We start from the raw sequence: 13,945 nt of genomic DNA on the forward strand, positions 1-13,945 counted from the left end.
GTCTCAGCCTTTCTTTTTCAGGCGCAGCCCGGTCTTTTTCAGAATGCGCGTGGAATAGAGGATATCCTTGGCCCGGCAGGCGTCACCCAGGATCGTAGTGATCTGGGCGCGTTTTTCCTCGACTTCATCCCGATCCGATCCGTGAACCATGGCAAACAGATTGTAGGGCCAGTCGGGCAGGGCGCGCGGGCGTTCATAGCAATGGGTGACAAAGGGTAGAGCACCGATCTGAGCGCCCAATTCGGCGATGCGGTCATCTTCGACATCCCAGACAGTCATGCCGTTCGAGGTCATGCCCAGCTTGTAGTGGTTGGGGGCGGCCGCGATGCGGCGGATTACGCCACGCGCTTTGAGGGCTGACAGCCTCTCAAGCAGATCGGCTTCCTGCATCCCCAGATCATCAGCAACCTGAGCATATGGGGCAGAAACCAGAGGCAATCCGCCCTGTAGTGCTTGGATAATCTGTCTGTCTGTTGCGTCGATCATGCCGCCACCCGAAAGCCGATATAAAATTCCTGAAGTTTGGGGAAACAAAGAACCTCGATCCCCGTTTCCCGTTCGATTGCATCGGCCGCGGCCTCGATCCCTTCGGGCGTTTCCGTGGCCAGTACGAACCACATGTTCAGCCGGTGCGTGCGTTCATAATTATGGGCGACCTCGGGGTGTGTATTGACTTTGGTCAGGACGGCTTCAAATTCCCCGACCGGAACGGCCATCGCACAGAGGCAAAAAGCACCGCCCATCGCCGCGGCATCGAAAAACGGCCCAAAACGTGTGATGACGCGGGTCTCTTTCATGCGCGTCAGGCTCGCCAGCAATTCGGCCTCGGACAGGCCAAGTTCTTTGGCGACTGTTGCGTAAGGATGTGAAACCAGTGGCAGATCGTCTTGCATCCGGTTCAGGATCGCACGGTCAGTTTGGTCCAGCGTCATGCGGCGACCTCCTTGGTTTGAATCAGCGCGCCGGTCTGCTTGAAGCAGCGGGTTGAGAACAGAACCTTGTTCCGTGCACCCGTCAGTTCTGGCAGGGCCGTCGCACGGGTCAGCACGTCCAAAGCCTCGCTGCGGGATCGCGCGTGGATCATGGAATACAGGCGATATGGCCACACACCGGGCACCGGGTTGCGCTCGTAACACAAGGTCACACCGGGGAAAGCCGCCAAAGCGGGGCCGGCTGTATCGACCTGCTCCGCTGGCAGGTCCCAGACAACCATCGCATTGGCCGACCAGCCAAGCGCCCGGTGACGTACGATGACGCCCAGCCGCGAGATGATACCGGCCGAATGCAACGCGATGACTCGCGCCATCACATCATCAACGTCCCGGTTCAGTGAATGTGCCAATTCTGCATAGGGTTCAGCGACCAGAGACAGTCCCGAGCTGAGCGTTTGCAGTAGACATCGATCGCCGTCGCGCATGGCGGATGCATCCACCTGACGCGCTGTGGGCACATTTTTGATCCCTCCGATCATGCGGAACCCAAGATCAACGTTGAAAGGGCGCACCAGCCGCAAATCCAGTACCAGCAGCCCGGTGACCCGGCTGATCCGTGCGAGGGTAGCATCCACATGCGCCCGATCCGGGCCGGTAGCGACGAACCAGAGGTTCCAAGCGTCCTCGCGCTGATAATTGTGGTTTACACCCGGCTCGGCGTCGATCAGGGCGGCAACCTCTTCCAGCCGCTCCTCCGGGACGGACACTGCTGCCAGCGTACTGGCCGTCACCACGCCGGGTGTGATGGTTGCGCCAACCCGCGTGATGCGGCCTGTGGTGCGCATTCTGGTCAGGCGGTGGATGACTTCGCTTTCGTCCAGTTCAAGAGCGGTTCCAAGAACCTGAAACGGGCGTTCGGTCACCGGGAAATCACGCTGAAATTCATCCAGCAAGCGGCGGTCGATCGGGTCTGTAATGTGTTGCATAACTTACAGACCCGTTTTGTGCGCACGCGCAGTAAAGAAGATACCCGACGGGCTTTCGGCCTCGATCTCACGTAGTTTTTCGAAGCTACGCGTGTCATAAACCATGACCTTGTTCGCATCGCGCACACTGATCCAGACCTCGTGCCCGCGCGGTGTGAATTCCATGTGCAAAACGGCAGGGCCGGGCTTGAATTCGTGGATGATCTGTTTGCTGACGGTATCGATGACCTGAATGGTATCGTTCAGCGGGTGGGCAAAGTTAACCCAGACCTGCCGCCCGTCCGGGCGGGCCATGGCAAAGACCGGCTGTCCGTAGGTTTGCGTGCGTCCGGTCTCGGTCAGGGTGGTGGAGTCGATCCACAAAACCTCGTGGTGGCCAACGGCGGGCAAGGCAAATTCGGACCCTGTCAGCGCCCAACCTTCCAGATGGGGCATCTTGTAGACCGGCATTTCCTCCTGACCACGGCCATAGCCGGGTAGAACGCGGATCGGTTCCGGGTTGTCGGACCACAGATCAAGCGCGGTCAGACCATCCTCGCCAAACAGGCCGGTGATATAGGTGCGGCCATTGGCAGTGATCAGCGCGTCATAAGGGTTCTTGCCGATATCGGGGATCTTGGTGATCTCGGGCGCGCCTTGTGCGAAATCCGCGATCCATGTCTCACCCGTGTCCCACATTGTGAAAACGAAACGGCGACCCGGCGCGTCGACCAGACCAATCGTTTTGCTGCCGGTGGGAATGTCAGCCACCATCTCCAGCGTTTGCGCATCAAACACGCGCACACCGCCGGGTTCGTAATTCGATACCGCTACAAGGGCGCCATCGTCCGAGATTGCGCCGCCAATGGCGTTTCCGGACTGCACAACACGGTTCACGATCTGGCGGGTGACAATGTCAACCTTGGTCAGGCCTCCGTCACGGCCAAAGACATAGGCAAAACGTTCATCCGGTGAATAGACCAACGAGGCGTGGGACAGATCGCCCAATCCTTCTATCCGGGCCAGAGCTGCACGGTCGGACTGGTCCACCAACAGGACCGATCCGCTGGCACGTTCGATCACCAGCCCAAGGTCTCCTGTCGCCATCGGCTCGGCCTGGGCCGTGGTCATCATCAATGTCGCCGCAAGGCTGAGGATAAGGTGTTTCATTGTGCCTCCTGTTCCAGCAGGTATCGGGCAATCCATTCGGCCTCTTCTTCGCTGATCAGGGGCCGCCACGGGGGCATCGCCGTATCGGGGATGCCGTCAAGGATGACGCCGGTCAAAACCTCGGCGTCATAATGCTCCAGTGTTTTCGAGCGCAGATCAGGCCCCAGGCCGCCTTTCAGCGATAACCCGTGGCACGAGCCGCAATCCTGATGCACAAGTCTTTTCAGTGCGTTGGGATCAATGACATCGGCAGCAAAGGCGGACGTTGCGGCCAGAACCGCAGTTGTCAGAAAGGTTCGGGCGACCCACCCCTTGTGGCCGGGCACATTTCTGTTCGGCGCGGGACACGGCACACGATTTCTGCACCCTAGCTTAGCCATGAGCCCGTTCCAGAATGTTCGCCACGGGCTGTTCGGCGTAGAGTGAGACAACTTTGCCGATGATGAAAAGCGTTGGTGCCTTCAACCCGGAGGTGCGCACGTCGTTGGCCAATTGGTCCAGCCGTGACACCAGCCGGCGTTCATCAGGTGTCGTCGCATTTCCGATGGCCAGAACCGGCGTCGATCCTGGCAGGTTTTCGGTCATCAGCCCCATGGCGATCTGGCCGATATTGGCCACACCCATATAGACCACCAGTGTCGTGTCCGGGTCGGCCAGGCGTTTCCAGTCCAGGTCCAGCACTTTGTCTGCCTGCCGGTGTCCGGTAACATATTGAACCGAGGTGGCCAGACCGCGATGGGTCAGTGGCACGCCGGTCGAGCAGGACGCGCCCTGCGCCGCCGTGATCCCCGGTGCGTATTCGACTGCCACGCCATGGGCCATCAGATAAGCGGCTTCTTCCGAGCCGCGGCCAAAGATCATCGGATCGCCACCTTTCAGACGGGCGACCGTGTGACCTGCGCTGGCCTCTTCCAGAAGGATTTCGTTGATCCGGTCCTGTGGGACGGTGTGGCATTTGGGCGCTTTCCCAACAGGGATCAGCCGCGCGCCTTCGGCGTGCAGATTCAGGATATCAGCAGACACCAGCCTGTCATAGACCACCACATCTGCTTCCTGCAGCATTCGCAGGGCACGCAGCGTCATCAGTTCGGGGTCGCCGGGGCCTGCACCAATCAGAAAAACCTTACCGCTCATGTTCAAACTCGCTGGGTCTGAATGTCTTCGAAACCCGGGGTTTCCTGCGCGAATCCAATGCTTTTGCGGGACGTTGCTGGGTAGGCCGGGCGTGTCATGAGGGCAGATTGGCGCAATCGAAAACCAACCTCCTTGACATAAGTTAAGGAGCGCGGGATTTGCGCCCGCGCCCCTCTGTTCAGCCTATGAAAACACCCGGGATCAGGGCTCGACAGTGATCACCCCGATCATGTTCTGTGTCTCCCAATGGGGCCCGCAGAGATAATCCTGAGGGCCGGGTGTCAGGAAGGTCATTTCAACCGTTTCTTCCGGGAACAACCGGTCGCTTTCGGGTTCGCTGCCATCTTTCAGCAACACACTGTGGCTGGTGCGCTTGTCGACATTCACCCATCGGACAGTTGTACCTGCCTTTACGGTCAGTTCGAACGGGCAGAAATTGTAGTTGTACATCAAAACCACTTTGGCGTCCTCGACCGAGGCCGAGGGGTGGCCGAACAGCTCGACATAACGTTCTTCGGCTTCGGCGCAGATCTCGGCGGTTTCATCTGACCAGGCTGGCGCGGCAAGAAGCAGCAGCGCGGGAAGAAGGCGGTGGGGTTTCATGGTCCATGTCTCCTTTCCAAAGTAATTGGGGCCGGGAGAACCGGCCCCAAACTGTTATTGCTTGACCACGTTGATAAACGCGCTGTCGTCGTCGAGCGCTAGGCTGGTATCCAGCGTTACGTGGTGGAACCGTGCGGCGGCAAAGTCATCATGGATGGCAAAACCGACCGTATAGGTTTGACCGGCCTCCAGCGGAACATCGCCGGGTGCGCCTGAGTTCAGCGGACGTGTGAAAACAACCGTCCACATGCCACCAGACAGGTTTGCCGAGGCTGCAATCTCACCATCATTGACCACCCGCTGTTCCAGCAGATAACCATTTGTGGCACTGCCGTCCGCGTAGACACGCATCAGGTCAAGATAGGTACCGTCAGCCAGATACTGCTCGATTTGTTCGGCGGCCTGCAACTTGTCCCAACCGCCCAAAGCCTTGCCGCCTCGACCTTTGATCTCGATCTCGGTGCGGCTTTCGCTGAGGTACTTGGTCACGGTGTCCTGAGCGGTCAGGCGACCGGAAACATCCCCGATTGCGGCAATTGCATCGGCCTCAGGCGCAAAGGGCATATAGGTGTTGTCGGCGTGGCACGACGCCCAGCACCCGACCTGATCGCCCAGTTCGATACCGGTTCCAGTGATCATCATAGCGACCTTGATCTGGTTTTCAGGATCCATTTTGCCGCCATCGACAAACGGAGCAGGGTTGTGCCCCACATCCGGCCATTGCAGACGGATGTACAGGTTTTCGTCATCATGTGCCGCCTGAACGGTTGCGTCGATCACACCGCGTTTGCCGGGGATCGGAGTGGGTTCCAACTCGCCACCGGCAACGATCTTGTTACCAATCGCATCCAGTTCCTTGGCATGACAGGTCGAACATTGATCGCCACCTTTGGTCAGCGGACGGGCCCCGCCATGGGTTTTTCCGTTCTGCACCCATTCAAACGACGCCTGGCCTGGATAGAACAGTTTCAAGTCCGCACTGGCCACCGCATTCCAGTCGATGTTGGCACCGACATCGCCGCTTTCACTGCTGGCAGGTGTTGCCGAACCATCGGTTGCAGCCGCTGCCCGCTCTTCCGCGACAGCGGCGTCAACTGCTGCCGCAATCTGGGCCTGAACGGCCTCCTGCTGGGCTTTCTTTGCAGCTTTCTCAGCCTCGGCCTCGGCAGCTTCCTTGGCTTCGATCCGTTCAAGGCTGGCAAGGTATTCTGGCGGAATTGGTCGAATGAAGGCCGGATTTGGCGCTTCAAGCTCTTCCAGATATTCGTCGGATGCGCGGTCTCGGATGTTCGAGTGTGCAATGCCCTTGTGGCAGTCGATACATGTCTGACCGGTTTCCATTGCGTTCAGGTGCTGCTGACGTGCACGCGGACGCTGGAATTCAGGCATCATCGATTCAAAGTCATGGCAGTTTCGACATTCACGCGAGTCCGTTGATTTCATCCGCTCCCACTCATTCATGGCAAGATGAATGCGCTTGGCTTCGAATTTCTCTCGGGTGTTGATGGTACCGACCACCTTTCCATAAAGCTCTTTCGAGGCTTTTATTTTGCGGATGATCTTGTGGGTCCAGTCCTTGGGTACGTGACAGTCCGAGCAGACCGCACCAACGCCCGAACGGTTCACGTCGTGGATCGTGCCCTGGTATTCCGCATAAACAAAATCCCGCATCTCGTGGCACGAGACACAGAATTCCTTGGTATTTGTGGCTTCCATGGCGGTGTTGAACCCACCCCAGAAGATGATGCCGGCGGCAAAGGCCGCAGCAATGCCGGCCACGGGCATTCCCCACAGGAAATACCGGCGCCAGATCGGTTTTTTCTTATCCGGTTCGGAAGTCATATCCGGGCTCCGTTTTGGCTGTCTTGTCTGGCCTTGGGTGGCAGGCCGGTGAGTTTGGCGGATCTGTCAAACGAGGAAAGGGCGGGCGAGGGGCCCGCCCTTTCCGGTTTAGGTTGCGAACCCCTCAGGTGACGTGGTTCGACCGGTTGTGGACATTGAACTTGCCGGTTGGCGCGTAAAGTCCGTCAATCCGACCGATCTCTTCCAATGTCTTGGCGTCGAAGATCACAATCTGACCGTTGGGTTCCTTCGAGTCCGACAGGTTCCACTTGGAAACCCAAACCTCGGTACCATCGGCGTTGAATTCGAAGTGAACAGCGGCGCTGCCTTCGTCTTCGGTGATCTGAATGGTTTTCACGATCTCGCCTGTCTCTTTCGAGATGACCTGAACCGATTGTTGAATTTCCGGCTCGGGGTGTTTGGTCTGATCAGCCCAGATGTAATCCGAGTTCGGGTGGGTGCGGACAAACAGGCCGGGGCCGTCGGTTTCCACCTCGTAACAGGTTTTCCACGCCTGATCCGGGTGGCCTTCTGGGTCGTTGCCCCAGACTGTCACGGTACCGACACCCAGGTGGGTTGTGCCCGCCACAGGTCCGCAGTTCGGGTCAATCCAGTTCGCGCCCGGGCCGGGGTGCGGCAGGGCAGCGGTGTCGATCATAGCCTCAAGCTTGTGCGTTTCGGTATCGACAACGACCATCTTGTTCGATGCGTTTGCCGCGATCTGGAAGTACCGGCCTGTCGGGTCGAAGAACCCGTCATGCAGGAACTTGGCCGAGTTGATCTTGTCAATCCGCAAGTTGTCGAGGTCGGTGTAGTCAACCTGCCAAAGCTGACCCAGCTCTTTCACGGCAACGATCCAGGTGGGTTCGTTCGGCGTGGTGTAGATAGCGGCCACACGGGCTTCTTCCACATACTCACCATCTACGTTTGTGCCACGGGTCGAAACGACTTTGACCGGCTCCATGGTCTGCGCATCAACGATCGCAAAGTGAGGCGGCCAGTACCCACCACCGATGACGTATTTGCCGTCACCGGACACGGCGACATCGCGCGCGTCATAGGCGATCTTGACTTCCGATACCAGCATCTTGTCCGGCGTTTGCCAGAGGTCGATCTTGGTCATCTTGCCGTCACGGCCCATTGTGTACCAGAAACGTCCAGGTGTTTCGGGTTCGGTGATGTTGTGATGTTCCGAAGCCTTCAGGACGTGCACGGCATAGCCGGTCGGAATATGCGTCAGCACTTCTTTCGTGTCACCGTCGATGACGGCAACCTTGCCCACATCGCGTTCGATGACGACAAAGAAGTTTTCCCAGTTGCGGCCGTGCAGCGGCTCGGTCGGATAATCCGCTTCTTCGACATAAACCTTGCGGGTTGCCTTCATCTGCTCCAGCGACATTTCAGGCGGCTTTGGGGCCTCCATCATGATGTAGGTCGCCATATCCTTGATTTCCTGCTCGGACATGATGTCCGAGAAGTTGTTCATCCCGCCTTCAGTTCCCCAGGCGATAATTTTCTCTAGGCGTTCCTGACCCAGTTTCAGGGTGCCGCCTTCGGTTACGGTGCCGTCGGCTGCGGTCTTCTTCCAATGTGGTTCCAGGTTTTTTCCGGTAGCGCCTTTGCGCAAAACCCCGTGGCAGCCTGCACATTGTTCAAAGTACAGTTGTTTCGAAGCTTCAAAGGCTTCGTCGCTAAGCGTTGGCTCGTCGGCAAAAGCTGGAGCAGCGACGCTGCCCAACAACATTGCCAATCCGACCCCAAAAGCGCGGCCGGTCTTGTTGTAGCTGATTCCAAGTGACATGATCACTCTCCATTTGCGTGGTGAGGCAATGCGGAGACTGATCCATCACGGGATTGTCATCCTTGACCAAAGTCAACGGGCGCGGCGCTAACTTCGTTCTTTGGGCAAAAACCAGACGCAGATTTCAGCAATAAAACCTGTTTTTTTCGCACATGTTTTTGTCGTCTTGATTTCGGTTAAGTGCCCGAATCCCGTCGGACAGTACTGCTTGTTGAAGGACGAGATGGGCCATGGAGAGCAGGCATGTCATCTGCAATATCGCGCATTTTCAGCGAAGGCTTTCGGGTATTTTTCCTTTCTGCCGGTCTTTATGGTGTGTTTGCTGGTGTCGCCTGGGGTGTTTGGCTGGCCTCACTGGATGGGCTCTTACCCTATGCCGAGCAAAGTTATGGAATGCCCCCGGTCATGTGGCATGCCCATGAGATGATTTTTGGTTATGCAACGGCAGCACTGGGTGGGTTCTTTCTGACCGCGGTTCCGAACTGGACCGGCACGCCCGAAGTGCGGGCGCGCTTTGTCACGATCGTAGCGCTGATCTGGATGGCGGGGCGGTTGGCGGTGTGGTTTTCAGGATCGCTCTCTCCGATTACCGTCGCGATTGTTGACCTGAGCTTTGTTCCGATTCTTGTCCTGAAAATTGCCAGCCAGCTGGTACGAAGGCCCAAGCCACAGAACATGATATTTCTGTATCTTCTGAGTTTGGTGTGGGTGGCCAACCTGATGGTTCATCTGGAATGGATAGGTGTCGCCGCAGACACGTTGAATACCGGCGTGCGAGCAGGGCTGCTGACCTTGTGTTCAATGATAGCGATACTGGGGGGACGTATTACTCCGGCCTTTACGCGCAATGCAATGAAACGCGACGGTGTTCCCGAAGCCCTGTGGCCGGTTTCAAACGCGGCGCTGGAAAAGGCCGTGATGGCGCTTGCCCTTGTGCTGCCGTTGTTGGTTCTGACCTTGGGCAGTGTTTTCTTGGCGGGTATCTGCGCGTTGTTGCTGGGCGGCGCCCAGCTGATGCGCATGGCACGGTGGAGAGCGGGTTGGGCGTTGCGGCAGCCGATCCTGATTGCTTTGCACCTGGGCCTGATGATGCTGGCCCTTGGGTTGTTGCTGTGGGGGTCTGCCGTCACCGGATATGGCAATGAGATCGGCGCGCTGCACATTTTGGGGATCGGGTGCGTTGGTGGCATGACCCTTGCCGTCATGAGCCGCGCCGCCCTTGGCCACAGTGGCCGGCCCCTTGTTGCTCCGTCGCCCATGGCGGTCGGATACGGGCTTATGGCGGCGGCGGCTTTGGTCCGCTGGCTGGGGTCCGGGCTAGCAGGTGGATATATGACCGCCATGCTGACGGCTGACGGGTTATGGATTGCCGCAATCGGGTTGTATCTGTTTTCCATGTGGCCAGCGCTGACGGGTCCGCGCGCAGCAAAGCACGGCTGACACGGAACCTTAAGCGCGGATTGCAGTTCAGAATATTAAGGGGCGTTCGTTCTTTACGTGGCGGGACACGAGCGCACGAGCGCGTCTTCCGTTTTCAGGTATGTGCCGCACAGACTGAGGAACGTGCCAAGGGGTCTCTAGTTCCGGAAACAGGTCGAAGATTTCTGCCCTTGCTTCTGGGGGAACGCTGGACAGAGCCTGTGCGCCGACAAAAAGGCTTTCCGACGGGGCACCTTCTGCGAAGATGATTTCATGGCGGTCGAACAAAAGATGGTAATACGTGACTGACACAGTGTCTTCTGCAACGCTGATACCGGGGCTGGCAGTAAGAATGCGCGCGGGGACTAGGATTTCCTCTGCGTCAAACATTCTGACGGCGATCCGGGATCGAACCAGCATCCGGTGCTGTGGCGAAACAAGCAGGTCGCGTTTTGGCAAGTCACACCCCAAGGCCCCGGCTTTGATGAGGATTGGAAGCAGCTTGGGTTTTTTCACCAGCTCCTCATGCGATAGATTTCGCTTTCCGATCCAACGTATATGTTGCGGTCCATTGTCGGCAGTCACGACCATGTCACCCACCTTCAGATCCTCGATGGGCATCGGACCTTCTGGCGTCATGATAAGTGTTCCGGCAGTAAAGCACGGCACGTCAATGATGGCAGCCGGGTCAGTTGTGTCGGGCGCATTGGTCGGCGTGACGTTCACGATGTTCATCGAGTAGGTCGTACCGGGCACAAGAGGTTCAGAGGTAATATAGCCGCCCAATACGCCGTCAACTTCGACGCGATATACAGTAATTGTGCCCCCGCCTGGTTTGGACAGAACGTAGGATTCTTCCAGGTATATTGGGCCGCTTAGAAAGGTGGTCGAACCATCGAGGGTGGTGATAGTACCGGTCTGCGTCAGGTCATCACCGTCTTCGTTGTCAAAGCGGTCACCGTTGAAAACATCCCCTGTATCGGGGATAGGTGGTCCGCCGCCGTTTTGAATAAAACCACCGGCTGCGTCAGTCACGCTGAACAAACGACGATCCGTGTCGGGATCAAAATTGACATCCAACGTAACCGTGTCCGGCCCAATCGTATTCACCGTGATGACACCGGGTGTATAACCGATATAGGAATAGTTCGCCATTTTTGCCCATCAATCTTTGAAGCGGAATTTTCACCTTTTCTCAGGTGGTTGATTACGTCCGGTATATCAAGAAGTCGACGCGAAAGTGTTCACAATTGCCTCAGATTTCAAGGCGACCCTAAGGTCATTTCGTTATTCTCGGTGTTTGCGGATCTCTGATCTCGTTCCTGAGGATACTTTAGAAGTCTTGACTTTCGTTAAGGCAGCCCTGTGACCCGCACGTCATGTTGCCTGTACTAGCTAATCTGCGCAAAGGAGAGCGCGATGCGAGAAGTCATGACAAAGAGCATGGCTCGCAACATATTCTATGGCGGGTCACTGTTCTTCATCCTCATCTTTCTGGCTCTATCAGCCCATTCACACCTGTATATCGTCAATTCCGAAAATGCCGCGAAGCTCGACGAAAGTGTGGTTCGGGGCAAACATGTTTGGGAAAAACACGCCTGTATCAACTGCCACACGATCCTTGGCGAAGGGGCGTACTTTGCCCCTGAAGTCGGCAATGTGATGACACGTTGGGGCGTGTTGGACGACCCGGAATCGGCCTTTGAATCCCTCAAGGGCTGGATGGAGGCACAACCCACCGGCATTCCCGGTCGTCGGCAGATGCCGCAATTCAACCTCAGCGACGAAGAGATCCGGGATCTGACCAACTTCCTGATCTGGACGGACAATATCGATGCTCAGGACTGGCCGCCCAACGAGGCTGGCTGAGAAGGGGAATGGAGCAATGAAATATGAATCCCAAAAAATCGCCTATGCCTACTTTGCGGTAGCCATGGCGTTGTTCGCGATCCAGGTGATCGGCGGCCTGCTGGCCGGTCTGATCTATGTGTCGCCTAACTTCCTGAGCGAGCTTCTGCCGTTCAATATCGTGCGGATGCTGCACACCAACTCGCTGATTGTCTGGCTGATACTGGGCTTCTTCGGGGCGGCCTATTTCCTGATCCCGGAAGAGGCCGAGCGTGAAATCCATTCGCCCAAGCTGGCCTATTTGCAGCTGATCATTCTTGTGGTCGGTACGTTGGGCGTGGTTTTGACCTATGTCTTCAACCTGTTCGAAGGCAACTGGCTGCTGGGCAAAGAGGGGCGCGAGTTCCTTGAGCAACCCAAATGGGTCAAGGCCGGTATCGTCGTTGCCGCGCTGATCTTCCTTTACAACGTGTCGATGACCGTTCTGAAAGGCAAGAAGACTGCCATCACCAACATCCTGTTGTTGGGTCTGTGGGGTTTGGCGCTGCTGTTCCTGTTTGCCTTCTACAACCCGGGCAACCTGTCGCTGGACAAGCAATACTGGTGGTATGTTGTCCACCTGTGGGTCGAAGGTGTGTGGGAACTGATCATGGCGTCGATCCTGGCCTACCTGATGCTGAAGCTGACCGGTGTGGACCGTGAGGTGGTCGAAAAATGGCTTTATGTCATCGTGGCCGCTGCGCTGTTCTCGGGAATTCTTGGAACAGGTCACCACTACTATTGGATCGGCACCCCCGGTTACTGGCAGTGGATTGGGTCGATCTTCTCAAGCCTCGAGGTGATCCCGTTCTTCGCGATGATGGCCTTTGCCTTCGTCATGGTCTGGAAAGGCCGTCGTGACCATCCCAACAAGGCCGCTTTGCTGTGGTCGCTGGGCTGCGCAACGCTTGCCTTCTTCGGTGCTGGTGTCTGGGGCTTCCTGCATACGCTGCACGGGGTAAACTACTATACCCACGGCACACAGATCACTGCGGCCCACGGTCACCTGGCCTTCTACGGAGCCTATGTTTGCCTCAACCTGGCGATCTTCAGCTATGCGATGCCGATCCTCAAGAACCGTGATCCTTACAATCAGGTGCTGAACATGGGATCGTTCTGGCTGATGACCAGCGGTATGGTCTTTATGACCTTCGTGCTGACCTTCGGCGGAACCGTGCAGACGCACATGCAACGTGTGGTCGGAGATTACTTCATGGACGTACAAGACCAGATCGCAATCTTCTACTGGATGCGTCTGGGTTCCGGTATCGTCGTGGTCCTTGGCGCGCTGCTGTTCATCTACTCGATCTGGGTTCCCCGGAAAGAAGTTATTGAACCCGGCGCCGCCGAAACCCCTGCGGAGTGATGATGGATATGGATGGCTCCATAAAACTGAATGAGGGGGCGGCAAACGCCCCCTTCTACCTGCCCCAAGGCGATGAATGCGATGTGTTCACCGCGGCTTATAACAACGACTTGCCAGTTCTGCTGAAAGGTCCGACGGGCTGCGGCAAGACCCGCTTTGTGGCCCACATGGCCGCAAAACTTGGCCGCCCGCTTTATACCGTAGCCTGCCATGATGATCTGGCGGCTGCTGACCTGATTGGCCGTTATCTGCTGAAAGGCGGGGAAACCGTCTGGGTCGATGGCCCCCTGACCCGCGCAGTGCGCGAAGGCGCGATCTGCTACCTCGACGAGGTGGTCGAGGCCCGTAAGGATGTGACTGTCGTTCTGCACCCGCTGACCGATGACCGGCGCATCCTGCCAATCGACCGCACCGGCGAAGAGCTTGAGGCCGCACATGGCTTCATGCTGGTGGCGTCGTACAACCCCGGTTACCAGAATATCCTGAAAACCCTGAAACCTTCGACTCGGCAACGCTTCATCTCTTTGGAGTTTGATTTCCCGTCCGCGCAGATGGAAGCCGAAGTGGTTGCACAGGAAAGCGGTCTGCCGCTGGAACGTTGCAAGCCGCTGGTGCGGCTGGCGGGTAAGCTGCGCGGGCTCAAGGGTCAGGATCTTGAGGAAGGCGTTTCCACCCGACTGGTTGTTTATGCCGCGACACTGATCGCACAAGGAATGTCCACCGACCGCGCCATCCTTGCCGCCATGATCGAACCTCTGACAGATGACGAGGATATCAAACGCGGGCTCCTCGATCTTGTTACGGCTGTCTTTGGGTGAGGCCGGCC

Annotated in this window: 14 protein-coding genes; 4 read left to right on the plus strand and 10 right to left on the minus strand. The window is 57.3% G+C overall.

All coding sequences use genetic code 11. The features are described from left to right. Window positions 1-3: 3 nt before the first annotated feature. The 9 genes from ahbB (ACR0M9_RS17410) to ACR0M9_RS17450 all read right to left on the minus strand — a co-directional run bounded on the left by ahbB (ACR0M9_RS17410) (window position 4) and on the right by ACR0M9_RS17450 (window position 8,447). Window positions 4-486, minus strand: a complete 483-nt coding sequence (gene ahbB / locus ACR0M9_RS17410) for a siroheme decarboxylase subunit beta (RefSeq protein WP_480774214.1) — start codon at window positions 484-486, stop codon at window positions 4-6. Next, window positions 483-932, minus strand: coding sequence for an Lrp/AsnC family transcriptional regulator (locus tag ACR0M9_RS17415; protein ID WP_480774215.1), 450 nt, complete (start codon window positions 930-932; stop codon window positions 483-485). The genes ahbB (ACR0M9_RS17410) and ACR0M9_RS17415 overlap by 4 nt, the downstream gene beginning before the upstream one ends. Further along, window positions 929-1,918 (minus strand): siroheme decarboxylase subunit beta, encoded by a 990-nt coding sequence (gene ahbB, locus ACR0M9_RS17420; RefSeq protein WP_480559910.1) that lies wholly within the window; start codon window positions 1,916-1,918, stop codon window positions 929-931. The genes ACR0M9_RS17415 and ahbB (ACR0M9_RS17420) overlap by 4 nt, the downstream gene beginning before the upstream one ends. A 3-nt stretch (window positions 1,919-1,921) precedes the next feature. Continuing rightward, a complete protein-coding gene (locus ACR0M9_RS17425; protein WP_480774216.1) occupies window positions 1,922-3,067 on the minus strand; it encodes a cytochrome D1 domain-containing protein in 1,146 nt (381 codons plus the stop codon). After that, on the minus strand, window positions 3,064-3,393 hold the full coding sequence (locus ACR0M9_RS17430) for a c-type cytochrome (RefSeq protein WP_480488726.1): 330 nt from the start codon (window positions 3,391-3,393) through the stop codon (window positions 3,064-3,066). The genes ACR0M9_RS17425 and ACR0M9_RS17430 overlap by 4 nt, the downstream gene beginning before the upstream one ends. 46 nt (window positions 3,394-3,439) lie before the next feature. Beyond that, window positions 3,440-4,201, minus strand: coding sequence for a uroporphyrinogen-III C-methyltransferase (cobA, locus tag ACR0M9_RS17435; protein WP_480484311.1), 762 nt, complete (start codon window positions 4,199-4,201; stop codon window positions 3,440-3,442). 201 nt (window positions 4,202-4,402) lie between these two features. Further along, window positions 4,403-4,804, minus strand: coding sequence for a cupredoxin domain-containing protein (locus ACR0M9_RS17440; protein ID WP_480488725.1), 402 nt, complete (start codon window positions 4,802-4,804; stop codon window positions 4,403-4,405). Window positions 4,805-4,858: 54 nt separating this feature from the next. Further along, window positions 4,859-6,646, minus strand: coding sequence for a NapC/NirT family cytochrome c (locus tag ACR0M9_RS17445; protein WP_480774217.1), 1,788 nt, complete (start codon window positions 6,644-6,646; stop codon window positions 4,859-4,861). 124 nt (window positions 6,647-6,770) lie between these two features. Beyond that, complete coding sequence (locus ACR0M9_RS17450) at window positions 6,771-8,447, minus strand: cytochrome D1 domain-containing protein (RefSeq protein ID WP_480484314.1); 1,677 nt, start codon at window positions 8,445-8,447, stop codon at window positions 6,771-6,773. A gap of 243 nt (window positions 8,448-8,690) precedes the next feature. Between ACR0M9_RS17450 and ACR0M9_RS17455 the strand changes: the two genes are divergently transcribed. Continuing rightward, on the plus strand, window positions 8,691-9,887 hold the full coding sequence (locus tag ACR0M9_RS17455) for an NnrS family protein (RefSeq protein WP_480507911.1): 1,197 nt from the start codon (window positions 8,691-8,693) through the stop codon (window positions 9,885-9,887). Window positions 9,888-9,914: 27 nt separating this feature from the next. On the opposite strand, the gene ACR0M9_RS17460 is transcribed toward ACR0M9_RS17455, so the two are convergent. Continuing rightward, window positions 9,915-11,021 (minus strand): Hint domain-containing protein, encoded by a 1,107-nt coding sequence (locus tag ACR0M9_RS17460; protein ID WP_480488719.1) that lies wholly within the window; start codon window positions 11,019-11,021, stop codon window positions 9,915-9,917. Window positions 11,022-11,285: 264 nt separating this feature from the next. Between ACR0M9_RS17460 and ACR0M9_RS17465 the strand changes: the two genes are divergently transcribed. From ACR0M9_RS17465 to ACR0M9_RS17475, 3 genes are read left to right on the plus strand one after another with little or no spacing between them, the layout of a single operon-like run. Further along, window positions 11,286-11,735, plus strand: a complete 450-nt coding sequence (locus tag ACR0M9_RS17465) for a c-type cytochrome (RefSeq protein WP_209597154.1) — start codon at window positions 11,286-11,288, stop codon at window positions 11,733-11,735. 16 nt (window positions 11,736-11,751) lie between these two features. Further along, a complete protein-coding gene (locus ACR0M9_RS17470; RefSeq protein ID WP_209507056.1) occupies window positions 11,752-13,119 on the plus strand; it encodes a cbb3-type cytochrome c oxidase subunit I in 1,368 nt (455 codons plus the stop codon). Window positions 13,120-13,127: 8 nt separating this feature from the next. Next, window positions 13,128-13,937 (plus strand): AAA family ATPase, encoded by an 810-nt coding sequence (locus ACR0M9_RS17475; RefSeq protein WP_480774218.1) that lies wholly within the window; start codon window positions 13,128-13,130, stop codon window positions 13,935-13,937. The last annotated feature ends 8 nt before the right edge of the window (window positions 13,938-13,945 follow it).

The organism is Ruegeria sp. CH2 (assembly GCF_056537065.1).

What these genes read in the sequence shown, in the direction of transcription:
- ahbB (WP_480774214.1), bottom strand. Translation starts at nt 486, where the DNA reads ATGATCGACGCAACAGACAGACAGATTATCCAAGCACTACAGGGCGGA.
- ACR0M9_RS17475 (WP_480774218.1), top strand. Translation starts at nt 13,128, where the DNA reads ATGGATGGCTCCATAAAACTGAATGAGGGGGCGGCAAACGCCCCCTTC.
- ACR0M9_RS17425 (WP_480774216.1), bottom strand. Translation starts at nt 3,067, where the DNA reads ATGAAACACCTTATCCTCAGCCTTGCGGCGACATTGATGATGACCACG.
- ACR0M9_RS17460 (WP_480488719.1), bottom strand. Translation starts at nt 11,021, where the DNA reads ATGGCGAACTATTCCTATATCGGTTATACACCCGGTGTCATCACGGTG.
- ahbB (WP_480559910.1), bottom strand. Translation starts at nt 1,918, where the DNA reads ATGCAACACATTACAGACCCGATCGACCGCCGCTTGCTGGATGAATTT.
- ACR0M9_RS17415 (WP_480774215.1), bottom strand. Translation starts at nt 932, where the DNA reads ATGACGCTGGACCAAACTGACCGTGCGATCCTGAACCGGATGCAAGAC.
- ACR0M9_RS17465 (WP_209597154.1), top strand. Translation starts at nt 11,286, where the DNA reads ATGCGAGAAGTCATGACAAAGAGCATGGCTCGCAACATATTCTATGGC.
- cobA (WP_480484311.1), bottom strand. Translation starts at nt 4,201, where the DNA reads ATGAGCGGTAAGGTTTTTCTGATTGGTGCAGGCCCCGGCGACCCCGAA.
- ACR0M9_RS17470 (WP_209507056.1), top strand. Translation starts at nt 11,752, where the DNA reads ATGAAATATGAATCCCAAAAAATCGCCTATGCCTACTTTGCGGTAGCC.
- ACR0M9_RS17455 (WP_480507911.1), top strand. Translation starts at nt 8,691, where the DNA reads ATGTCATCTGCAATATCGCGCATTTTCAGCGAAGGCTTTCGGGTATTT.
- ACR0M9_RS17450 (WP_480484314.1), bottom strand. Translation starts at nt 8,447, where the DNA reads ATGTCACTTGGAATCAGCTACAACAAGACCGGCCGCGCTTTTGGGGTC.
- ACR0M9_RS17445 (WP_480774217.1), bottom strand. Translation starts at nt 6,646, where the DNA reads ATGACTTCCGAACCGGATAAGAAAAAACCGATCTGGCGCCGGTATTTC.
- ACR0M9_RS17440 (WP_480488725.1), bottom strand. Translation starts at nt 4,804, where the DNA reads ATGAAACCCCACCGCCTTCTTCCCGCGCTGCTGCTTCTTGCCGCGCCA.